At 39.3% G+C, this 21,530-nt stretch carries 28 protein-coding genes and 2 tRNA genes; 15 read left to right on the top strand and 15 right to left on the bottom strand.

Features of this window, described 5'->3' with window-relative positions:
* Positions 1 to 197: 197 nt before the first annotated feature.
* From QMD21_03990 to QMD21_03970, 5 genes are all read right to left on the bottom strand, one after another.
* Positions 198 to 779 (bottom strand): epoxyqueuosine reductase QueH, encoded by a 582-nt coding sequence (locus QMD21_03990; protein ID MDI6855927.1) that lies wholly within the window; start codon positions 777 to 779, stop codon positions 198 to 200.
* An 89-nt stretch (positions 780 to 868) separates the two neighbouring features.
* Complete coding sequence (locus tag QMD21_03985) at positions 869 to 1,270, bottom strand: Zn-ribbon domain-containing OB-fold protein (GenBank protein ID MDI6855926.1); 402 nt, start codon at positions 1,268 to 1,270, stop codon at positions 869 to 871.
* Between the two features lie 3 nt (positions 1,271 to 1,273).
* Positions 1,274 to 2,443 carry a thiolase domain-containing protein gene (locus QMD21_03980; protein MDI6855925.1) on the bottom strand — a complete coding sequence of 390 codons (1,170 nt, stop codon included), beginning with the start codon at positions 2,441 to 2,443 and terminating at the stop codon, positions 1,274 to 1,276.
* A 3-nt stretch (positions 2,444 to 2,446) separates the two neighbouring features.
* The gene (locus QMD21_03975) at positions 2,447 to 3,484 is read right to left on the bottom strand and encodes a hydroxymethylglutaryl-CoA synthase (GenBank protein MDI6855924.1); all 1,038 of its coding nucleotides are present in this window, start codon (positions 3,482 to 3,484) and stop codon (positions 2,447 to 2,449) included.
* A 5-nt stretch (positions 3,485 to 3,489) separates the two neighbouring features.
* Entirely contained in the window at positions 3,490 to 4,152 is a 663-nt protein-coding gene (locus QMD21_03970; GenBank protein MDI6855923.1) for a helix-turn-helix domain-containing protein, read from the bottom strand.
* Between the two features lie 210 nt (positions 4,153 to 4,362).
* Here QMD21_03970 and QMD21_03965 point away from each other — a divergent pair.
* Positions 4,363 to 4,437 (top strand) — tRNA-Pro (locus QMD21_03965).
* 3 nt (positions 4,438 to 4,440) lie between these two features.
* Here the strand turns inward: QMD21_03965 and QMD21_03960 are convergent.
* Positions 4,441 to 5,286: a DMT family transporter gene (locus QMD21_03960; GenBank protein MDI6855922.1), complete on the bottom strand. Its 846-nt coding sequence runs from the start codon at positions 5,284 to 5,286 to the stop codon at positions 4,441 to 4,443.
* An 88-nt stretch (positions 5,287 to 5,374) separates the two neighbouring features.
* Here QMD21_03960 and QMD21_03955 point away from each other — a divergent pair.
* From QMD21_03955 to QMD21_03925, 7 genes are all read left to right on the top strand, one after another.
* A tRNA-Gly gene (locus QMD21_03955) sits at positions 5,375 to 5,691 on the top strand.
* A gap of 534 nt (positions 5,692 to 6,225) precedes the next feature.
* Entirely contained in the window at positions 6,226 to 6,432 is a 207-nt protein-coding gene (locus tag QMD21_03950; protein MDI6855921.1) for a hypothetical protein, read from the top strand.
* Positions 6,433 to 6,585: 153 nt separating this feature from the next.
* Complete coding sequence (locus QMD21_03945) at positions 6,586 to 6,903, top strand: hypothetical protein (GenBank protein ID MDI6855920.1); 318 nt, start codon at positions 6,586 to 6,588, stop codon at positions 6,901 to 6,903.
* 23 nt (positions 6,904 to 6,926) lie between these two features.
* Positions 6,927 to 7,670, top strand: a complete 744-nt coding sequence (locus tag QMD21_03940; GenBank protein MDI6855919.1) for a hypothetical protein — start codon at positions 6,927 to 6,929, stop codon at positions 7,668 to 7,670.
* A gap of 190 nt (positions 7,671 to 7,860) precedes the next feature.
* Entirely contained in the window at positions 7,861 to 8,127 is a 267-nt protein-coding gene (locus QMD21_03935) for a hypothetical protein (protein ID MDI6855918.1), read from the top strand.
* Positions 8,120 to 8,551 carry a hypothetical protein gene (locus QMD21_03930; protein ID MDI6855917.1) on the top strand — a complete coding sequence of 144 codons (432 nt, stop codon included), beginning with the start codon at positions 8,120 to 8,122 and terminating at the stop codon, positions 8,549 to 8,551. The genes QMD21_03935 and QMD21_03930 overlap by 8 nt, the downstream gene beginning before the upstream one ends.
* Positions 8,552 to 8,732: 181 nt before the next feature.
* Positions 8,733 to 9,455: a hypothetical protein gene (locus QMD21_03925; protein MDI6855916.1), complete on the top strand. Its 723-nt coding sequence runs from the start codon at positions 8,733 to 8,735 to the stop codon at positions 9,453 to 9,455.
* Positions 9,456 to 9,939: 484 nt separating this feature from the next.
* Here the strand turns inward: QMD21_03925 and QMD21_03920 are convergent, their stop codons facing one another.
* Complete coding sequence (locus QMD21_03920; protein MDI6855915.1) at positions 9,940 to 10,980, bottom strand: DUF362 domain-containing protein; 1,041 nt, start codon at positions 10,978 to 10,980, stop codon at positions 9,940 to 9,942.
* Between the two features lie 41 nt (positions 10,981 to 11,021).
* Here QMD21_03920 and QMD21_03915 point away from each other — a divergent pair, with 41 nt between their 5' ends.
* On the top strand, positions 11,022 to 12,368 hold the full coding sequence (locus tag QMD21_03915; protein ID MDI6855914.1) for a M20/M25/M40 family metallo-hydrolase: 1,347 nt from the start codon (positions 11,022 to 11,024) through the stop codon (positions 12,366 to 12,368).
* Here QMD21_03915 and QMD21_03910 read toward each other — a convergent pair.
* The 5 genes from QMD21_03910 to QMD21_03890 form a co-directional block, all read right to left on the bottom strand.
* Positions 12,345 to 13,376: an NDP-sugar synthase gene (locus QMD21_03910; protein MDI6855913.1), complete on the bottom strand. Its 1,032-nt coding sequence runs from the start codon at positions 13,374 to 13,376 to the stop codon at positions 12,345 to 12,347. The two genes, QMD21_03915 and QMD21_03910, sit on opposite strands and share 24 nt — an antisense overlap.
* 1 nt (position 13,377) lies before the next feature.
* The gene (locus QMD21_03905) at positions 13,378 to 13,593 is read right to left on the bottom strand and encodes an LSM domain-containing protein (protein ID MDI6855912.1); all 216 of its coding nucleotides are present in this window, start codon (positions 13,591 to 13,593) and stop codon (positions 13,378 to 13,380) included.
* 18 nt (positions 13,594 to 13,611) lie between these two features.
* Positions 13,612 to 14,130: a nitroreductase family protein gene (locus tag QMD21_03900; protein MDI6855911.1), complete on the bottom strand. Its 519-nt coding sequence runs from the start codon at positions 14,128 to 14,130 to the stop codon at positions 13,612 to 13,614.
* An 85-nt stretch (positions 14,131 to 14,215) separates the two neighbouring features.
* Complete coding sequence (locus QMD21_03895; GenBank protein MDI6855910.1) at positions 14,216 to 14,914, bottom strand: anaerobic ribonucleoside-triphosphate reductase activating protein; 699 nt, start codon at positions 14,912 to 14,914, stop codon at positions 14,216 to 14,218.
* Positions 14,892 to 15,179 (bottom strand): hypothetical protein, encoded by a 288-nt coding sequence (locus tag QMD21_03890; GenBank protein ID MDI6855909.1) that lies wholly within the window; start codon positions 15,177 to 15,179, stop codon positions 14,892 to 14,894. The genes QMD21_03895 and QMD21_03890 overlap by 23 nt, the downstream gene beginning before the upstream one ends.
* A 75-nt stretch (positions 15,180 to 15,254) precedes the next feature.
* Between QMD21_03890 and QMD21_03885 the strand changes: the two genes are divergently transcribed.
* Genes QMD21_03885 through QMD21_03875 form a run of 3 tightly spaced genes read left to right on the top strand, consistent with a single transcriptional unit; the run spans position 15,255 to position 16,855 of the window.
* Positions 15,255 to 15,896: an Era-like GTP-binding protein gene (locus tag QMD21_03885; protein ID MDI6855908.1), complete on the top strand. Its 642-nt coding sequence runs from the start codon at positions 15,255 to 15,257 to the stop codon at positions 15,894 to 15,896.
* A gap of 18 nt (positions 15,897 to 15,914) precedes the next feature.
* Complete coding sequence (locus tag QMD21_03880; protein MDI6855907.1) at positions 15,915 to 16,310, top strand: DUF2073 domain-containing protein; 396 nt, start codon at positions 15,915 to 15,917, stop codon at positions 16,308 to 16,310.
* A gap of 2 nt (positions 16,311 to 16,312) precedes the next feature.
* Positions 16,313 to 16,855: a Zn-ribbon containing protein gene (locus QMD21_03875; GenBank protein MDI6855906.1), complete on the top strand. Its 543-nt coding sequence runs from the start codon at positions 16,313 to 16,315 to the stop codon at positions 16,853 to 16,855.
* Here QMD21_03875 and thpR read toward each other — a convergent pair.
* Positions 16,804 to 17,391 (bottom strand): RNA 2',3'-cyclic phosphodiesterase, encoded by a 588-nt coding sequence (gene thpR, locus QMD21_03870; GenBank protein ID MDI6855905.1) that lies wholly within the window; start codon positions 17,389 to 17,391, stop codon positions 16,804 to 16,806. The genes QMD21_03875 and thpR overlap by 52 nt on opposite strands.
* Positions 17,392 to 17,472: 81 nt before the next feature.
* On the opposite strand from thpR, the gene QMD21_03865 reads away from it, so the two are divergent.
* Positions 17,473 to 17,895, top strand: coding sequence for a hypothetical protein (locus QMD21_03865; protein MDI6855904.1), 423 nt, complete (start codon positions 17,473 to 17,475; stop codon positions 17,893 to 17,895).
* A 2-nt stretch (positions 17,896 to 17,897) separates the two neighbouring features.
* The gene (locus QMD21_03860; protein ID MDI6855903.1) at positions 17,898 to 18,071 is read left to right on the top strand and encodes a preprotein translocase subunit Sec61beta; all 174 of its coding nucleotides are present in this window, start codon (positions 17,898 to 17,900) and stop codon (positions 18,069 to 18,071) included.
* Positions 18,072 to 18,076: 5 nt separating this feature from the next.
* Here the strand turns inward: QMD21_03860 and QMD21_03855 are convergent, their stop codons facing one another.
* Positions 18,077 to 19,342 (bottom strand): tRNA (N(6)-L-threonylcarbamoyladenosine(37)-C(2))-methylthiotransferase, encoded by a 1,266-nt coding sequence (locus QMD21_03855; GenBank protein MDI6855902.1) that lies wholly within the window; start codon positions 19,340 to 19,342, stop codon positions 18,077 to 18,079.
* An 82-nt stretch (positions 19,343 to 19,424) separates the two neighbouring features.
* Here QMD21_03855 and QMD21_03850 point away from each other — a divergent pair, with 82 nt between their 5' ends.
* Positions 19,425 to 19,841: a hypothetical protein gene (locus tag QMD21_03850; protein MDI6855901.1), complete on the top strand. Its 417-nt coding sequence runs from the start codon at positions 19,425 to 19,427 to the stop codon at positions 19,839 to 19,841.
* Here the strand turns inward: QMD21_03850 and pyrG are convergent.
* Positions 19,831 to 21,432 carry a CTP synthase (glutamine hydrolyzing) gene (gene pyrG, locus QMD21_03845; protein ID MDI6855900.1) on the bottom strand — a complete coding sequence of 534 codons (1,602 nt, stop codon included), beginning with the start codon at positions 21,430 to 21,432 and terminating at the stop codon, positions 19,831 to 19,833. The genes QMD21_03850 and pyrG overlap by 11 nt on opposite strands.
* Positions 21,433 to 21,530: the final 98 nt, after the last annotated feature.

The following is a 21,530-nucleotide window of genomic DNA, read 5'->3' as shown; positions in this document are numbered from 1 at the left end:
TCTTGTCATTTTTTATAGCTCATTAAAGAATTGTACACTTATAAATCGTCCATAAAATTTGAGGAAATTAGTTAAGAGATGACGATTTTTTTTAAGCCCGTTGCATATTTTTAACTCCAAAAAACCACCCGCCACAACAAACCCAAACCTCTTCAAAAAATTCAGCCCCAAAACAGATATCTTTTCCCTCGTGAGTGCTACAACTTTTCGATACTTTTGTTGAAAACACTTGCCTCCTTTAACATCTTTCCTACTCTTTTCCCAAACCTCTCATGTTCAGAAAAAATGCACCCGCAGTACCGCTGCCTGTAAAGTGACAAAGCGCTTGCTAGTTTCTTTCCTTGCTCATGTCCAGCTCTAAAATCTTCATAATAAAATTTAACCCCAAATTCTTTCCCGCTTTTTTCTCCAATCTCTTTTATCAACTCGTGCTTTTGGAAAGGTGATTCAAGTAGGGTTGTAGTAAAAGCTTCAAAGCCTTTTTCTTTCGAAGTCTTTGCAGTTTCTCTCAACCTATGCTCGTAACAGAACTTGCACCTATCCTTTGCATTTACTTGCCCTTTCAAAAATTCCTTCAAATTATATTCATCTTTATAAATAATTTCTACATTTTCAAGCTCTTGATATCTCAGCAAGCTCTCTAATCTAGCCCTGTACTCAAGAAAAGGATGAATATTAGGGTTGTACCAAAATCCTATAACCTCATTTCCCTCTTCTTTCAACTTTTTATGCACGTAGGTAAAGCAAGGCGCACAACAAACATGGGTGAGAATTTTCATGTCTGATGATTCCTTTCTTCTCGTGTCGGTCTTCTAAAATTTTTATTATTATTCATTAATACCTCCCGCACTTAGGATAGGGTTGCTTACTATTTCATAGGCTTGAACTTATATCCGTAATAAATCATTCCTGACTTTCCATCTTCACCAATTTTTCTGAAAGTACTCTCAACTTTCATACCTATTTTTACATTTTCAATCTCTACATCTACAATTTGCCCTGTAACGCGAGCTCCTTCTTTAAGCTCAATGATAGCCATTACATAGGGAACTTGATATTCAAAAGCGTCAATACCATTATGAACAACAGTATAAGTTAAAATTTCGCCTTCTCCGCTAAACTTAAAATCTTTCATTTTTCCTATACTAGCGCGATGGCATTTGGGACATACTATACGAGGAGGAAAATATTTTGTATTACATACAGTGCATTCATTGCCAACAATATTGTAGCGCCTTTGAGTTTCACGCCAGAATCTAGGTACAGGCATTTCTCAGCACCTCCCGAAAATGTGTACTACGCAGGTAGCTCCGCTACCGCCAACATTATGAGTCAAGCCTATTTCTGCATCTTTTACCTGCCTTTTTTCAGCTCTGCCCCTTAACTGATTAACAATTTCTACTGCCTGCGCTATACCTGTAGCGCCAAGAGGATTGCCGCAAGCTTTTAAACCGCCAGATGTATTAATTGGCAATTCGCCACTAAGATCGAAAATTCCTTCTTCTAAAGCTTTGCCGCCTTTGCCTTTTTCCGCAAACCCCAGATCTTCAACTGCTAAAATCTCTGCAATTGTAAAGCAATCGTGAACTTCTGCCACATCTACATCTTTAGGCTCAATACGCGCTTGCTTATAAGCTTGTCTTGCAGCTGCTACAGTTGCTTCAAAAGTAGTTAAAGAGCTTCTAGAATGCAAAGCAAGGGTGTCACTTGCCTGAGCACTAGCTAGAATTTTTACAGTAGTGTCAAGTTTAAGCGATTTCGCTTTTTCTAGACTGCAAAGCACCAAAGCGGCAGCGCCATCGCTTATTGGCGAGCAGTCTAGCACAGTCAAAGGCTCTGCTACATAAGGGGCTTTTAGTACTTGCTCTATAGTAATTTCACTCCTGTATTGTGCATTTGTGTTCAAGCATGCGTTTTTATGATTTTTTACAGCCACTCTAGCTAAATGCTCTCTCGTAGTGCCATATTCATGCATATGCCTCCTAGCAATTAATGCATAGAGTGCTGGAAACGTTAATCCCAGAAGAGCTTCCCATTCCTGGTCACTTGCAGTAGCTAAAGCTTGCGTTGCAATGCTCTCATCCACATCAGTCATTTTTTCTACACCGCCGGCAACAACAATATCGTGCGCACCTGAAACAACTGCAAGATAGGCTTGTCTTAAAGCTACAGCACCACTAGCGCAAGCAGCTTCTACTCTAATTGCAGGTATTTTTTTAGTTGCTAAACCTGCAAAATCAGCGATTAGGGCGGCAACATGCTCTTGAGAAATGAATTGCCCTGCTGACATGCAACCACCGTAGAGTGCATCAATCTCATTACTTGTAACTCCTGCATCAGCTATAGCTTTCAAACCTGCTTCTACAATTAAATCCCTTAAAGATTTATTCCAGAGCTCTCCAAATTTAGTCATTCCTACACCAATAACCACAACTTCTCTCATTTGCTATTCACCAATCCGAATTTTACCTCTTAACTTTGCATAAGTTGCGTAATCTATGAATCTGGCATTTTTTATTATATCTTCAACTTTAGGGTTTCTGTTAATCTTTTCGATATTCTCAGTTACTTTAATATCGAACCCATCGCTACCAGCTCCTGAGCCGTAAGATACTGCGAATATTCTATCATTAGCCTTAGCAATATCTAAAATAGCGCACACTCCTAGCATTGTTGAGCCTGAATATGTATTGCCTATTCGCGGTGTTAGCAATCCTGCTTTTATTTGCTCTTCACTAAACCCTAAAATCTTTGCTACTCGTACAGGAAATTTACCGTTTGGCTGATGGAAAACAGCATATTGATAATCTTCTGGACTACTTTTTGCAAGTTCAAATAATTTTTTACCACATGCTATAATATGCTTGAAATAGGCAGGCTCACCAGTAAAGCGACCTGCGTGGCTTGGATAATTCTGACCTTCTCTACGCCAGAAGTCGGGGGTATCGGTAGTAAAAGATGCTGTATGCTCAATTTCAGCAACTACTGAGTCTTCTCCTATAATAAAGCAAGCGCCTCCTGCGCTAGCAGTATATTCCAAAGGATCGCCTGGAGCACCTTGAGAAGTATCGCTTCCTATAGCCAAACCAAATTTGATCATTTTTGACGTTACAAGCCCAAGACATGTTTGTATCGCCGCTGTGCCTGCTTTGCAAGCAAACTCATAGTCTGCAGCAGTTGAATAATTACTAGCGCCGATTGCTTCAGCAACTATTGTGGCGGTAGGCTTCACAGCATAAGGATGGCTCTCAGAGCCTACATAAATTGCGCCTATCTCTTGAGGATTAATTTTGCACTTTTTTAGCGCGCTTCTAGCAGCTTCTGTAGAAATAGTAGCTACATCTTCGTCAATACCAGGTACGCTCTTGCTTATTATACCTAGCGCTTTACCTATGTTCTCGTCAGCACCCCAGACTCTAGCTATCTCTTTCGCCTCTATTCTATATCTTGGCACATAAGCGCCGTAGCTCACAATCCCAGCCATCTTTCTCACCTAAATTTTTCTATTTTTGATATTATATTTTCTAAACTAAGCTCAGTAACGACGAGCGGGATTCTTTCAAGTTCGCTGAGCTCAAGCGCGAGCTTATCTACTCTTTTAGGCTTTTGATAAACGACCAGAGCAGGCTTTAGAGGATGAGCTCTTATTGCTACCATTGGTGAGCGCCCATACTTAACGCCTGTAAATATGAGTGCTCGTTCTGTAGAATAGCTATAAATTTTAAGATAATCTGAAGAATTAAGGGAGGTGATAGTCTTTAAGCTGTCCAAAATAGTGCAGCCGTGAAGATATCTTTGGGCATAATTTTTACCTGCGATAACCATTCCACCAATAGCTCTAATAAAATCTTTAGCTCTTACTGGTATTAGAAAATCTTTTACTTTAACGGCCAATCCGCCCACTTCTTCTTTGGATATTTTACCTTTGGCTATGCCGAGCTCTGCTAAGGCTTCAACTATTTTCTTTGCTGTTTTAACGCTAGGCGCTTTTCTCCTACCGCTTTCGTAATCGCTAATTACACTCGGTGAAATTTTCAATTTAGCTGCTAGCTCGCGCTGCGATAGCTCAAAAATATTGCGCCATTTTCTTAAAGTCGTGCCAACACTATTAGAGAGTACAAATTCGCTAGCAAGCTTTTCAGCAACTTCCATCTTTCCTCAAAGGGAATGAGTTTTTATCCTATTTAAATGTGTCGTAGATAGAGTTCAACAATTGTCGAATTCTTTTCTCTGCGCTTCAAAGCCTCTTCTTTTTTAACTCTTGCTTTTTCTTATAGCTCCAAATAGTGCAGCCCCCAATCAAGACCACTAAAAAGATAACTATTTAGCCAACCATAACTATTTTTACATTCATAGGCGCTTGGGTCTGTGGGGTAGTTTGGTCAATCCTTCCGGCTTCGGGAGCCGGAGACCTGAGTTCAAATCTCAGCAGACCCATCTCTAACCTTTCTGAGCTAAGGCAATGCCGCCTATGACTAGAGCTGCAAATAAGACAGTATCGTAGCCTATAGTTTCACGGAGCATTAGATAAGAGATTCCAACTGCGAACACAGGCATCAGGTAGATAAAAAGGACTAGTTTTGAAAGTTCTGCGGAAATAAGAACTTTATACCAGAGCCAAGATGCTATAAAACTGGGGAAGAGTGCTAAGAGCAAAATAACAACCCATGCGTGGATTGGTAGAAATTTAATAGAGGCTACAGGCTCTGTGATTAGCGATGCGCAGGCTAAAACTACAAATCCTATCATTATACCGTAACTTAGTATTACAAAGGGGCTGTGTCTCTCTAGCGCTTTTTTTGTGATAATACCTGAGATTGAATAAGAGAGACCTGAGAGCAGTATTAGAAAATTGCCGTAAAATGTGCCTGTAAATTGTATCTGCCCTCCTGTGACTAGCATTACAGCGCCGAAAAGCGCGAGTAGTGCGCCTAAAATCTTTTTCGCGCCCAGAGATTCTTTTAAAAAAATCACTGCCAAGAAGAGTGTGAATATAGGCCCAGAGGATTGGATTATGCTTGAGAGCGAAGCTGTTGTATAAAGCATACCTATGTTTTGTAGAATATTGGGAAGAGCAATTGCAAACAGCCCTATACCTATAAAGAGGATCCAATCTATTTTCGAATGGGTGAAAATATTTTTACCAGATTTTAGAAAAAGAATACCTAAAAGAGGGATGAAAATAAGGTGTCTCAAAGCGCCAAGTAAAATTGGAGTTACATCTCCAAGCGCGATTTTTATCAAAGGATAAGATGCAGCCCATATCAGAACGGCGCCTAGGACCATGAGCAAGGCACGTAAATTGCGCATAATAATTCTTTAAGGGTTGCGAAAACTTAAATGCTTTCACAACGCATTTCCATTCCAAAGCTAAGCGGGTGTAATCTAGCCTGGTTAGGATATTGGCCTTCCACAGCCCTTTTTCTTCTCTTTACAAGAGGAGAAAAAGCGTTGACGGAAAAAGAAGAGAAGCAAGGGTTTGTGAAGCAGCCCCCTTAAAAGTACGAAGGTTGCTATCGCAACTACGATTGAAATTCAAAAGCAAAGAACGTAGAATTACGTAAGTAATTCTAAGCACTTCTTTTTCGCCACTTGCTGAAAATAGCCAAATACTCGGGTTCGAAGATTTTGCGAGGCAAAATCCGAGAGAAGATGAAAACTTGCGCAAAATCGAGAATCCCGACACCCGCATATAACAATCTCCTTTTCTTATAGAGATACAGGGGGCAGTTGGAGCGGGCGAGACCGAACTGGGTGCGAAAGCAGGCCTAATACTTAAAGACTGCTGAAGAAATGTTAAGAAGGTTATGGAATTTAAATAGATCAAATATATACTACAGAAGAGAACTGCCAACGAAATACGCTGCTGAAAATATGCATCTCCTAGCCAGCTCTTTACACAACCACATTTTGAGTTTGGATAAAAATCTCAAGAAAGAGTGTGTCTGCTAGAGAGAAAAAATTTACATTGCTCCGCAATCAAAATTTTTTATTTTTGGCGAATTGCCAGCAAGCGAGCAAATCGCCATAGTAAATTCGCAGAACATGCCACCTATCTATAGTTCATGCTATCCGAACTAATAGTTCACGATCTACGAACTAAAAGTTCATATATTATGAACTCCGTTCTAAGCATATGAATATACAAGTTCTATTTTCATCGCAAGAAAGGGTGCGTATTTTAGATTATGTGCTCATACGCCAGAATGTGAAAGTGAGCGAGAAATGAAAGAAACACAATTGAAAATAATGATGTGGGTATTTATCGTTATAGGATCGGCATGCTGGATTATTGGTTTTTTAATGCATAACTGGATGACTACAGTATGCGGATTAGCTTTATTAATTGGGGCAATGGGAGCTTATACGAATATAAGAATAACTAGGATTGAAGAGAAACTAGGAACGAAAGAAAGAGCAAAGGGGGATTAAAGAATCAATAAAACCTTAAGCCGATAATGTATAGCAGCCGACACCGTATAACAGGTGTAAAAGACTACGCTTCGCCCAAATTGCCTTCGGCAACTTCTTTTATCCGCAAAGCGTTAAGTGAAATTCCGAAGCCCGCTATAGGAGGGATAAAAAATGAACGGAATTAAACATATAATGAAATCGTGGGAAATTAAATACGGACAAATACTGATCGGTGTTGAAGATTATAACCAAGCAATAAAATTATTCAGCAGGTATCTCGACCAAGCTTTCGAAATAGAAACACTTGGTGGGGTTTTTAGAGGTAAAAAGTTCTTACATTATAAGAATAACAGAATATTAAGACTTGCATGTAAGCCATTTTTTGAAAAACTAAAAGAAGGGGATATCATATACCTTCAGCCTTCTACAGAAAATGCTATAAAATATCTGGGGGCGGTATCGTTGAGCCCACAGAGCCGCCGGTCGTAACGGAATTACCACTAATAAAAAAATTGCGTGTAGCACAGCGTGATAGCGAAAATCCCTCTATTTTTGAGAAAGCGTTAGTCGAAGCTTTTAAGGCTTTAGGATTTTCTGCTAAGCATATGGGTGGAAGAGATGAGCCTGATATTTTTATCAACGACGAACTCAATATAATTCTCGATTCCAAGACCACGAAAGAAGGTGTAATAACAGAACGATATATTAATTTTGATGCAATGGACAGATATAAAGAAAGTGAAAAATATCGAGCGAAACATATAGGCGTAGTGGCTCCTGGATTCTCAGAAGGGTATATTAGAGAAACCGCTAAAAAGAGGGGAATCGTGCTTATTGAAACTGAGGCAATTTGCAGGCTTTTACAAAATCATGCTACCTATCCGTATGAGACGAAGCGAATCGTAGAGATTTTATTCGACTCTAGTAAGAGCATGATTACTCCAGAGGATATTCCACCGTCCACAATCGACCAAGAAAAGTTAATAGACGTTGTTGCTAAAACCCTACCAATTTTAAAACACTTTGAGAAAGCCAATATTGCGACATTTTCGGGTAATGACTTACGTATAGCACTCTTAGGACAAGGATGTAATTATGATATAGATGAAATAGAGAACGCCCTAAAATTTTTATCTACAAAACCATTTAGTATTTTACAAAAACAACACGATAAATATTCTCCAACCGATAACATCGATTCAATACTAAAGAAAGTCGTTCTACTAATACAAGCATTTAATAAGATGGAGAGGTAGGACATGAAAAAAGCGGGGCTCGGAACTCTTCGCAACCCTTCGGGTTGCTCGCCCTCGCTACCGCTCGGGTCACTTAACACGGTGTATGCGGTTCGCTACGCTCACCCAAATTCCGCCTTCGGCAGAACTTCGCATACGCCCCAACCGTTAGGCGAAATCCAAATATATCCTAAAGAATATATAGCATATAATGATATCCGAGAAAGACAAGAATATAATATTAACGTACGCAAAAAAGTATAAGTTAGAAAAAGTTATTCTTTTCGGTTCATCGAAAGATAGGATAGATGCGCGAGATATAGATATAGGTGTAAAAGGTATAGTTCCTAGGTTATTCTTCGATTTTTGTTGGGAGTTATATAGAGATTTATCCAAACCTGTGGATGTTATTGATTTAAGTAAAAAGTGTTTATTTAATAAACTTATAGAAAAAGACGGACTGGTTTTATATGGCTAGCGTAAAAGAAAAAATTTATGCGGAGATGGAAAATATAACAAAAGTTTTGACCGAATTAGAAAAGGTGAAAGACAGGCGCGGTAAAGAACTCGTAGTTCTTGTAGGAATAGGAGCGTATCTTCAAAATATCTATACAGGGATGGAAAACATTTTGAAACAATTATTATCGCACAAGAGCATATCAATACCTGATACCCCTACATGGCATAAAGAGTTATTGAATTTGGCTGTTAAGCATAATTTTATAACGAAGAAAACAGCAGACAAATTAGGTAGGTATCTATTCTTTCGCCATTTCTTCACGCATGCTTACGGTTTTCTAATAGATGAAGGAAAATTAAAGCCTTTAATGGACAACATCTCTGACATTTATTCTGAGTTTAAAAGAGAAATAGATAATTATCTCGCAAAGATTGAAGAATGAGCAAATACAAGTTTCATGGACTTCGCATAACAGCCGAGTATCTAGCTTCGCTCCCGTTGGTTGCTCCGACCCAAATTTTTGCCTCCAGCCTTCCTTCAGCAAAAACTTCTTTTATGCTGGAAACGTTATCTGATATTCGGTTTATAAAGTCGAACAGACATACAGGTAAGGAGGTCTCAAAATGAGCAAGCAGAAAATGGAGAGGCTGGAATCGAATGGAAAATGCAGTTTTTGCGGAGACACCTTCTCAAAATCTGCAATGACTAAACATCTGAAGTCATGTAAGCGAAGAAAAGCTGCGTTAGAAGCATCATTGGAGGAGAAGGGGCATTCAAAAACAAAAATCTTTCATATTGTGGCGGAAGGGCGCTACCTGCCCGAGTATTGGTTGCATCTCGAAGCACCAGCCAATGCAACACTTGAAGACCTAGATGATTTCCTCAGAGATATCTGGGTAGAATGCTGCGGACACATGAGCGCATTTACCATTCAGGAAGCAAGATACATAACCGGTGCAGGGATAGATTCAATGTGGGTAAGTATAGGTTTTGTTTCTGGTGGAAGGGATATGGATATTGCTTTGGGCAAAGTACTTGCTCCAAGGCTGAAATTCTATTACGAATACGATTTCGGGACAACAACTGAGCTTGCATTGAAAGTCGTGACAGAACGCGAAGGTAAAATCGGAGGCGCGCCGATTCAGCTACTAGCAAGGAATGACCCGCCTTCGCTAGTCTGCATCTCTTGTGGAAAAATTGCTACGTGGGTCTGTCGTTCTTGTCCTTGGGGCAAAGGATGGCTTTGCGATAGGTGTGCTCGCAAACATGAGTGTGGCGAAGACATGCTCCTGCCAGTAGTTAATTCTCCGCGTGTCGGAATATGTGGATACGGGAGAATAACATGATTCGTACCGAACGTCAGATAACACAGCATATACGCTACGGGCTATAGGTGAGGTAAAATGACATCCTCCACACCGTAAACGGTGTGGTTTCCTAGACTGCGAACTGCTTTAGTGTGGTCTGATGCAACTCTTTTTGTCCTTTCACATACTCGATAGTCGTTTTTAAATCTGTACCTCCAATGGTTCTGTAAAACTTACCTCTGCTCCAAAAGTGGCCTCTTGGATATCGTAATTTAAAACCTGGTTCTTTTCTAAACAACGCGACTCCTCTCCCAACCTAAAGGTTGGGGTTTCCTTGTGTGATCGCTATGAAATTTTGTCCTTCAGGTCGCCTAACAGCGAATAAAAGGAAAATCAAAGATTTCCTTAAATTGCTTTCGGCAACTTCTTTTATCCGCAAACGTTATCTGTAATTCCTCCCAATCAGCGCCACTTTTATAACCTTTTACCGCTTTTCTCTATACGCGACTTTTAAACTCTTTTTTTACCTTAATATCACAGCACTCTCAGGACAGAGCTCGTGGCAGCAGTAGCACTGGATACATTTCTTTTTGTCTAGGATAGGGAATTTGTTTTTTGAAAGCGCATTTACAGGGCATGAGTTCACACATAACCAGCATTGCCTACATTTTTTTGGATCCACTTTTGGGAAGACGTTCTTGCTGAGCTCTGAAACCGGTTTCTTAAAATCAATTCTTACTTTTTCTAATTTCTCGCCTACAACCTCAATTTCCTCAGGTTCAAAAAGTTTCCTCCTCAGCGCTTCCCTGATAACATATACCCCGAGAGGGTTGTAGCCAATCAGCTTGCAAGCTACGAAATCGAGTGCTAAGCAATCTTCGCTTGCCAGAATTAAGTTTGTGGCTATAGGTTTGCCTGCGCTGGGGCCATTTCCTTCCATTCCAACTACTCCATCCATAATTGCGAGTTTTGGCTTTATTATCAGTAAGATATCTAGAAGTAAATTTGCAAATTTACTAGGCTCTTGCGCAAGTCTATGCGCTAAATTTTTCCAATCGCCCGGCAGAGCGCCGAAAAAATTCTTTACAGCGCCCGTATAGAGCATGTAAGTATGGGTTTTTAGTTTAGGTAGTGATACTACAATATCTGCATCAAACAAAGGTTTAGCTAGAGGTAAAGCTCTTCCGACAGCTTGAATCGCTGTTTTTGTTGTAGGCATTCGCTCGAAATTTATAATCTCTATATCATTCTCAGAGCATATTTTTTTAATACCGCAGACCTCAAAAGCTCTTTCAGTAGTATCAACGCCTCCGGAACTTTCGCCTACAACAGGTATTGCCCCTAGCTCTTTCACAAGCTCTGCAACTGCTTTAACAATAATGGGATGCGTGGTCACGGCATACTCAGGCTCTTTCGCTAGGAGGAGATTGATCTTGAGAAGCGCTTTTTGGGTTGGTTTTATTATTCTCTCCACTCCACCAATAAGCTCTAAAGCTCTGTGGATCGAAGATTTAACTTCAGCTTGCGCGTAGCTTTTGCATTTCACTAGCGCTACTTTTACCATATCAATAAAAAGGATATATATTGAGAGTAATTAATGTATTGATGAGCGCAAGAAGATTTGGATGGATTATCGTTATTACAATATTGTTATGTTCAACCAGCGCGGTGAGTGCCGATTCTGAGAATAATTCGCCTAACGATCTTTTGGAAGATGTCTCTGAAAATAACATTAGAGAATATATCCAAACTCTTCAAAGTTTCGGCACAAGATATTCTTTTTCTAATAATTCAACCCTAGCTGCGAAATGGCTCTTTGAAGTGATGAACGGGTTCGGGCTGTGGGTAGAATATGATGAATTTGTTTATAATAATGTAACCCTGAGAAATGTTATTGGTACACTTAATGGTAGCTCAGCTCAAACGTTCATTCTTAGCGCTCATTACGATACTATAAATTTATTTGATGAGGTAAAGTCACCATCTAATCCTAACGCTCCGGCTCCAGGTGCAAATGACGATGCATCTGGCATAGCTGTGGTTTTGGAGTGTGCGCGAGTATTAGCTTCAGCTAAGTATAACCTTAATGCAAGTATTCAGTTTGTTGCGTTCTGTGGAGAAGAGCAGGGGATGAAGGGCTCTGAGCATTATGCTGAGAGATTGGTCTCAGAAAATAAAACATTAATTGGGATGATTAACCTTGATATGGTTGGCTATCCGCACAACTCAAATTTAACGTTAACTTATAATTACGATTCTGATTGGCTTGCATCTGCTATAGAGCAAGTATGCTTGGAGAGCCGGATTGGGCTTTCTATTCGGAAATATTTAGATGCTCAGGCAGTATGTGATCAGGCACCTTTTTGGAAAAGAGGTACGCCAGCAGTCCTAGTAAGCGAGGATTACTATAGAAACTTATGGAATTTTTCCTATCCTTACTTACATTCTGCAAACGATACCTCAGACAAATTAAATTTTAGTTTTATAGCCGAAGTCGCTAGACTCTGCACTTTTGCTGTTTTACAAATCAGCTCGCTCCATGAGCTAGAGCTTAAAAATATTGAGCTCTCTACTTTAGAGCCTTATCATAAAGAAACTATTTGTGTTTCTATCACAGTACGAAATTATGGTGCGGCTACAAACGCAAGTCTAAAAATCTATGACTATTCTCGTAGCACTACAAAATTAATTTATTACGAAAATATTTCTGTTGATGCCTATACTATCAAAACGCTTTCTTTTAATTATACTTTCTTAACTCCAGGCAGGCATTTGATTTGTGCTGTAATTGAAAATTCCACTTACGCTGAGCTGAACATTTATAATAATATAGGATATAGAATAATAGAGTGCAGAGCCGCAGAAAAAATTTCAACTACTTTGAGCTTACTTTTGTGGCTCTTGCTTTTTGGCGCGCTTGCAGTAATTCTACATTTCTTCGTTAGGATCTAGCTTGGCATTTAGAAGTCTAATATTGTCATTTATAACGCAGCCATCGCCAAGCACAGTATCCACAAGGGTAACTTTATTACCTACTTTACAGCCTTCGCCCAAAATTGAGCGCTTTATTACCGAGTTTTTGCCTATCTTTACGTTAGCCATGAGTACTGAGCTATTAATTGTGCTGCCTTTGCTAACAGTTACATTATTCCCAAGACATGAGTATTCTTGAATAGCACCGTCAACTTCACAGTTATTACCTATTAGAATATGATTTTCTAGAGACGCTCTTCTACCGAGTTTTGTATTGATACCAACTTCTTTATCTATTTTTTCAAGCAGTATTTTATGCGCGTTAATATAATCTATAGGCCTCCCGGTATCAAGCCAGTAGCCCTCGAACTCGTACCCGTACATGCGCTTATCTAAAACTATAGGAAAAATTTCCCTTTCCATAGATACGAATTTGTTGCTTGGAATATAATCTAAAATCTCTAGCTCTAAAGCATAAGCGCCTGCATTGATAAGATTAGAGAATGCTTCCTCGCGCTTAGGCTTCTCTTGGAACCTCAGTATTCTTTTATCCTTGTCTAATTCCATTACACCGAACTCTTCTGGAAACTCTACAGGCCATGCTGATATTGTTGCTATTCCTTTATTAGCGCGATGGAATTTAATGAAATCAGAAAGGTCAATTGAAGAAATAACATCTACATTAAGAACTAAGAAAGTATCTGATAAATAATTTTCTACGTTTTTAACAGCTCCGCCGGTGCCTAAAGGCTCTTTCTCCTCAATACATATAATTTCCTTGCCGGAATCAATACTTTTTAAAAAATCTTCTACCATGTTTCTAAGATAGTTCAAAGGAATTATTACTTTATCAACTTCTTTAGGAATGGTTTCTAGAAATCTCTGTATCATAGGCTTGTTCAAAATAGGTAGTAAAGGTTTAGGCCTTGTATAAGTCAAAGGTCTCAACCTTGTGCCTAAGCCGCCCGCTAAAATTACAGCCTCCATATTATTTCTGGGCTATGCTTACAACGTTGTTGCCTCTCAGTATTGTAGTACCCAGCCTTCTTGTACGCTCTGCAGTCTGCTCCTCCACATCTTCAAGTACTAAATTCATATATTCGTCATAGCCTACAAGTTTGCCTTCTAGTATGCGATTGTCTTTTAGAAGTAAGCTAATTCTGGTATCAAGCGCTTTTTCCAATACACTCATTGGTAGTACCATTTTTTCATCACATTGAGCTTAACTCCATTTATCGTAGCAAACAATCTCTTCAAGCTGTTTTCTAGCCCTTGCTTCTGGAACTTCGTTTGCATAGCCTAAAGGAGTTAGCGCAACTACTCTTATATTTGCAGGAATGCCTAAAACCTCTTTTACTTTCTCTTCTTTAAAACTGCCTACCCAGCAAGTAGCGAAGCCTTCTTCAGTCGCTTGGAGCATAATATGCTCAAACGCAATTCCCAAATCTAGTAACCAGCTTGAAGTATAGCCTCCTAGAAATGCAAAAGCCTCATCCGGTAAAGCGCATGCCACTATTACCACAGGCGCCTCTGCAATAAATTTCTGATTGTTGCAAGCGCCTACAAGTTTCCTCTTTGTTTCCTCGTCCCTCACTACAATAAATTTCCAAGGCTGTAAATTTTTGGCTGAAGGGGCTAGTCTTGCAGCACTCAATACTTTTCTCAACTTATCCTCAGGTATAGGCTCCGACTTATAGCTCCTTATACTGCGCCTTGCTTTTATAGCTTCGTAAACTTCCACTGAGGAAATATAATGAGTAAAGGGAATATTAAACTTGCTGGTTGCTTAGTGCTGTTCAGTTTTGCGCTTCTTTAATCTTCCTATTTCACCAAACTCCTCTAAGCTTAACTTCTTTTATATATTCTTTAGCCCTTTCTGCGATTTTTTCTAGTTTTTCCTTAGAATAAGGCTGGAGCTTTCTTAGCTCTTCGTTACGAGCTTCTGAAGGTACAAATTGTTGAAGGACGTATCTTTTGCACCCTTTTATACAGTTTGCAATTTCTAAAATATCATTCTCATCTAAAAGCGTTGGCACAACTGTAGTTCTAAATTCGTAATCTATGCTCGAGTTCATCAATATAGAAATTGATTCTTTGATTTTAGCAATAGGCGCATTTACGCGAGTAACTAGATTGTATTTTTCAAAAGGGGCTTTAAAATCAAGCGCTACATAATCTACAAGTTTTTCTATAATTAACTTTTCAATCATCTCTGGTACAGAGCCGTTAGTATCGAGTTTAATGCCGAAGCCAAGCTCTTTTAATGCACTAGCAAACTCAGGAAGGTCTTTGTAAAGAGTCGGTTCTCCGCCTGTAATGCATACTCCGTCAACAAAATCTTTCCTTTCAAGCAGAAATTTTTTTATCCTTTCAAAACTTATTTCTCCAAATTTTTCAGTGTGCTCAATTAACTGCCAGTTCTGGCAGTAAGGGCATGAGAAATTGCACTTGGGCACAAAGAGCACTGTAGAAATTTTACCATCCCAGTCTAGAAATGAAGTCTCAACTATTCCTTTGATTAGCATTTGCCTTTTTTAAATTGAGTTGGAAGATTAAATGCTTAAGCTCCTCCTTAGCCTGTAAAATACTTTGCCATTTTTTCAGCTCTTTATCGTTATCATCTACTAACACTATTGTAGGAGTTAGAGTTACTTGATGGTAGCAAGCTTCGGCTAGACCTTCTACAGTATCAATATTAAATTCTGCTACCTCAATACTACTCGCTCTGCATATTTCTTTAGCTTGCTCGCATTTTTTACAGCCTTCTTTCCAGAATAATTTGAGTAACATAAGATTATAACTGTTTGGAAGATAATAAAAGTTTATATACAGGTTATTACCTTAATAATAGTTGGTGATAAGGGGATGGGGTTCCTCGCAACAATAAAAAAACTATCGTTAAGCGGGTTTTTAAGAAAATTTTTCAGAAGGAAGCATTTAAGAATAGGAATTTATGGTCCGCCAAACTCAGGAAAGACAACTCTAGCAAATCGAATTCTTAGAGACTGGACTGGTGAGGTAATGGGTCCAACTTCGCCGATACCGCACGAGACAAGGCGCGCTAGAATGAAGAACAATGTGGTAATACAAGCTGACGGCACTTCTTTAAGACTGGATATTGTTGATACCCCTGGTATAGCTACTAAAGTAGATTTTCATAATTTTATGGACGTTTATGGTCTAACTGAAGATGAGAGCAGGCGCAGAGCCAAAGAAGCTACTGAGGGCGTTATAGAAGCTATAAAATGGCTTGATAGTATTGACGGCGTACTACTTGTTATGGATACTGCAGAAGACCCTTTCACTCAAGTGAACATTACAATACTTGGCAATTTAGTTGCTAGGAAGCTACCCCTACTTATAGTAGCGAATAAAATAGATTTACCTAACGCCTCGCCGAGCGTTATAAGGGATGCGTTTCCACAACACCCTGTTGTGCCTGTTTCTGCACTTACAGGCTATAACGTAGATACGCTTTACAGAAATATGGTGAGGTATTTTAGGTAAGAGGTGCTGAAAAAGAAAATGTTGCGCAAAGAAGATGGCGTGAGAATAAATTTGATCTCGATGCAAAAGATGAACGAGTTCACAACTCCTGAGAAGATCAAATTCATAATAGATGAAGTAAAGAGCGGTACAGTGCTTGTACTAGAGCGCGGGCTTTCGCCGATTGAAGAAATCCAGTTAATAGAGAAGACAATGGGCGAAATAGACAATGAGACTTTTATAGGCATAGAGATAGAGCGCTATGCAGAGAGCGATATTAGAAGGAATTGGCTGAGTCGCATTTTCAAGAGGACATTGCGCACTTCAAGAATGACTGTTATAGGGCCTGCCCACTTACTCAAGACAATTCATAAAGATAGCAAAGTTATAGAGGCAATGATACTCACAAGAAAAGCTGTTGTTGGAGAGCTTTGAAAATGCCACATCAGTGTTTGAAATGTGGTGAGAGCTTCCCTGAAGGGTCAAGCAACATTTTAAAAGGCTGCCCTTTCTGCGGCGGTACAAGATTCTTTTTTACAGAAAGACCTTTGGGGAAGGAGGAGCGCGAGAAACTAACTGAGCTTGCTAGTAAGGATATTAAATTCTTGGTTAGAGATATTCTCACAAAAGAGCCTAAAATTGCAGAAAAAGCTGTTCGCGAAGAGTGGCTTCAGTACGAGCCTGAAAAGCGAAGAGGCGAAGTTATAGAGGCAAAAGAGCGAAGAATACTGGGAGTTAAGAAGGTAAAGAAGCAGCGAGCGAAGCGTGAGGTTGAGAAGCTCGTACCTAAAATTACTCAGAAGAAGTCTACAGGAGATGAAGTAATTAAACAGCCTGAGGTTGTCAATATTTTAGAAAGCGGAGTTTACGAAATTGACGTGGAATCGCTCTTGGAGCGGTCGCCTGTGATAGTAAGGAAAGATGGTACTTACCTCATACATTTACCTTCGCTTTTCGAAAAATTGCTTGCTAGAAAGTAGATTTCCTTTAGAGTGAAATATTCAGGCCCTTTAGGAGTGAGAACGCTCTTCTTTAATTTTATAGAGCTTATTTCTAGCTCGCCAAACTCTTTATCCCTGTTTTTCCTAATTAGAGCTTGAAGTTTTTCTCTGTCTCTTAATATTTTCACCCTTGCGATCGTTGCATGTGGTGAGAAAGCTCTAGCCTCTTTTTCAAAGCCTAAAGCTTGTAAATTCTCATTTAAATAATTTGCGATCTTAGGTAAGCTTTCCGGGCTTTCCAGCCCTATCCAAATGACACGGGGTCTGTTTAAATTTGGAAATGCTCCTGCACCTTTAAGTCTGAGCTTGAATTTCTTTACTCCTTCAACGCTTTTCTCCATTATTTCTTCGATCTTTTCTAGCTTGCTCTCATCTACATTACCCAAGAATTTGAGTGTTAGATGCGCTTTTTCAGGCGCTACAAGTCTTAAACCCTCAATACCTTCAAGCTCTTTTCCAAATCTCACCAGCTCAGGTAGCGCGCCTATATCTACAGATATAAATCCTCTAAACACGACTTCGAAAAAACTACTATAAGAGCTTAACCTTTGTGGCTTCGCAATGTTTATATAGTCGGAACGCTACAATATTAGAATGTGACTTATAAGGGGGCTAAAAAAGCAGAAAAAATGAACGACGGTTTTAAAATAATTACAATTGAGGATTTAGCTAAAGCAATCAGAAACAATATTGATAAGAGAGGGCTTACCGAAGAAGATGCTGTGAGAATGGCTCGTCATGTACTCAACTTCTTCGGATTTAACGATAGAATCATAGATAATGTATTGGAGCCTGAGGATAGAGACGCTTTTTATACTCTTGAGGAGTATGGTTTGCTGCTCACAGAGCGTGAAGAGGTCACACTTAACGACGGTAGAGAATGGCGAGTGCATTATTGGCGACTGCATAAAGATAAAATTTTTGAGACTGTAAAAGTTGCTAAAGAGCTGGAAAAGAAAAAAGGTACTGAAGATTATTCTGTTTACGACGAACTTCCTGAAGAGGTTTGGAAAAGGTAAAAATGCCTGAAAGAAAAGGTAAAAAGAGAGAAGGTTTCCATTCTGCAGCAGGGTTGGTTAGATATTTTGATGCCGAAGAAGAAGTAGCGCTAAAAGTAGATCCAAGATTAGTTATAGGGCTGTGCATAGGCATTGCAGTAACTGTGGAACTTGTTAAGAGGATGTGGCCTCTATAAGAGAGCTAAATTTTAGCTTGGGTAGTGAAATTTGCTAACTCTCCTAAAAGATATGTACTTTCGGCTTTTGTTATTTTCGTGTGTACAAACTTGCCGAGCGCTACACTTTCTTTTAGTACTACGGGCTTATAGCAAGAAGTCCTTCCTACGAAGGTATTGTGCTTGCCGCGCTCCGTAACTAATATTCTCTGCTCGCTGCCCACATACTTTTCAAAATTTTCTTTGCTTATCCTTAGCCTCAGCTCTGATAGCTCTTTTGTGCGCGCCTTCACTACTTTAGAATTCACTCTCGGCTTTAAATTGAATGCTTTAGTATTTGCTCTTGGAGAGAATGCTTTTATATTCACAATATCCGGCTTTAGCGCTTTGATCAAGCTCACTGTCGTTCGATGGTCTTCTTCTGTTTCGCCAGGAAAACCTACAATTAGGTCTGTAGAAAGTGTAAGATTAGGAAAGTTTCTTCTAAACTCAGCTACTATTTTCATAAAATCCTCGATAGAATAGTTACGAGCCATTTTATAGAGTATTCTCTGGCTGCCTGACTGCAGAGGTAAATGCAAGAATTTATAAACTTTTTCGCTGTCATAGCATGAAATTAATTTCTGAAGTATAGGAATAGCTGTGTTTACATTCATCATTCCTATTCTAAGTCTAAACTCATACTCAAGAGCTGCAATTTTACTAACAAGTTCCGGCAAACTACTGCCAATATCCATACCGTAGCACGCAGTATCTTGGGCTGCAAGTCTAAGTTCTCTGGCGCCTCGCTCTAAAGCTAGATGTGCCTGCCTTAAAACATATTCTACTGCCTTACTTCTCAACTCGCCCCTTGCAATTCTAGTAATACAGAAGCTGCAGGAGCCTAAACAGCCTGTAGCAATAGGTATTACAGCAGAAATTTCTTTTCTTCGCTGTTTGGGCGCTTGCATTAAATTTGCGCTTGTAAAAGTTTCTAAAATATTTTTGAATTTTTCTAGCTCCTGTGCAGGCAGAATTACACTTTCAGGAGCTAGCTCTGTAATTTTATTACCTGCAATACTTGCCAAGCAGCCTGAAACAACGAAAGGCTTTCCCAATCCTTTTAGCTTCTCTATTCTCGTATACATTTTGCGTTCTGTGCTCTCTATAACTGCACAGGTATGCAAAACCAGAACATCTGCCTCGCTTTCATTTGCTACCTGCTCAAAACCTATTTCCTCTGCTAACTGCTGCATTAACTCTGCTTCCCCGTAGCTAAGACTGCAGCCGTGTGGCTCTATGTAAATGCGCATATAAGTGCCAATAAACTTTTCGATATTTAATATTTGTTTTTGCAAGAAAAATATATCTGCCCATAAGATGTTTACTTTTTATATGACTGCACTTGAGGTAAGTAAGGAAATAAAAGTTGCGAAGAAGCTCGAGCCAAGGCTCATAGCTGGAATATTAATAATTATTGCTGCAGTAATAAACATCATTGCTAGAATAGATATTGGCACGAGAGGCTGGACAATAGATGGCATAATTACACTGATAATCTTCGTTTCAGGCATTGTCCTTTTAAAATTCGATAAGTGGCTACCTTTTGGAGCTTTTGGGTTTGCATGCTCTATTATAGGAATATTCTATCCTATAATCAAACTCTATATTTATTGCACAATAATGCCGGTAGTGACAGAACTATCTTCACAAGAATTGCTTCCTGTAGGATTGCCTGTCTTTATCACTACATCTGCTATTTCTGTATGCGCAGTCGCTTTTATATTGACGTGGAAATTTTCTAAGAAGTGATTTTGAACTCTTTCGCTGCTTTTACCAGCCCTAGGAATAGAGGTGCAGGAGCAGTTAATCTTGACTTGAACTCAGGATGAAATTGACTTGCTATAAAATAGGGATGCTCCTTTAACTCTAATATTTCCATTCTTTTTCTGTCTTGCGATTTACCTGTAAAGTTCAATCCTGCATTTTCTAACTTTTCTATGTATTTGGGATTTACCTCGTACCTGTGCCTATGGCGCTCGTATATTTTAGTCTTTTTGTAGAGTGAATAAGCAAGAGAGCGCTTCTTTATTATTATTGGATGAGAGCCTAAGCGCATTGTACCGCCTAGTTCTTTTACTTTACGCTGACTTGGAAGGATATCTATTACTGGGTGAGATGTTTTTTTGAATTCAGTGGAATTAGCATCTTTTAGCCCTAGCACGTTTCTAGCATATTCTACAACAGCTAGCTGAAAGCCGAAGCATACTCCTAAAAACGGTATTTTTTTCTCTCTGGCATATTTTATAGCAATAGTTTTCCCTTCACTGCCTCTTTCTCCAAAGCCACCTGGAATTATTATGCCATGCACCCCCTCCAGCAGAGCGGTTTCGCCTTTTTCTAGCTCTTCAGCTTCAATCCACTTTATATTCGATTTTATACCAGTTTGAGCACTGCAGTGATTTAAACTCTCAATATAGCTTATATAAGAATCTTTAAGATGGACGTATTTACCTACTATCGCTAATTCTATCTCACTATCAGGATTGAGAATTCTATTTGTAAATCTTTCCCATTCCTCTAAGTCTTTCTTCCGTTCCTGCAGTCCTAGCTTTTTCAGCAAATAGTCAGTTAAATGCTGATTCTCAAGCTCCATGGGTATTCGATAAATTGTTTTTGTATCAGCTACGCTCACTACCGCTTCTAAAGGCACGTCGCAAAACAAAGAAATTTTTCTTTTTACCTCGTAATCTAACTCTTTTTTAGCTCTTCCTACAATCAAATCAGGCTGTATGCCGAGCGCTCTTAATTCGCGCACAGAATGCTGTGTAGGCTTGCTCTTCTGCTCGTCAACAGGTCCTACTACAGGCACTAAAGTTGTATGCACGAAAACGCAGTTCTCTTCACCGCCTACTTCTCTATGAAGCTGTCGCACTGCTTCTAAAAAAGGCATGCTCTCAATATCGCCTACAGTACCGCCAAGCTCTACAAGCACAATATCAGCTTTAGAAGCGCTTGCTACCTTCTTCAGCTCTTCTTTTATCTGATTTGTTATATGAGGAATTATTTGTACAGTCTCCCCCAAGTATAGACCTTTCCTCTCTTTTTCAATTACAGCTCTGTAAATTTTGCCTGTCGTAATATTATGAGTACTTGTTAAGTTCACTTCTAAAAACCTTTCGTAGTTACCTAAATCAAGGTCTACCTCGCTGCCATCTTCTAAAACAAAAACCTCCCCATGCTGATAGGGATTCATTGTGCCTGCGTCGCAATTCAGATAAGGGTCTATTTTGATAGCTGTGACTTTAAAACCTCTTGAGATAAGCAATCTGCCAATACTTGAGGTTGTTATTCCTTTTCCAAGACCTGACAAAACTCCGCCCGTGATAATAATATACTTCACGGGATGTAAAGATAGATTTGCAAATGTATAAATGTTTTGGAAAAAACAGTACTTCCGAAGGTTTACTAAAATATTGTTTCTTTTACCGTTCAGTAATT

Source organism: Candidatus Thermoplasmatota archaeon (assembly GCA_030018475.1).
GTDB lineage: Archaea > Thermoplasmatota > JASEFT01 > JASEFT01 > JASEFT01 > JASEFT01.
This window is presented reverse-complemented; position numbering and strand designations above follow the sequence as displayed.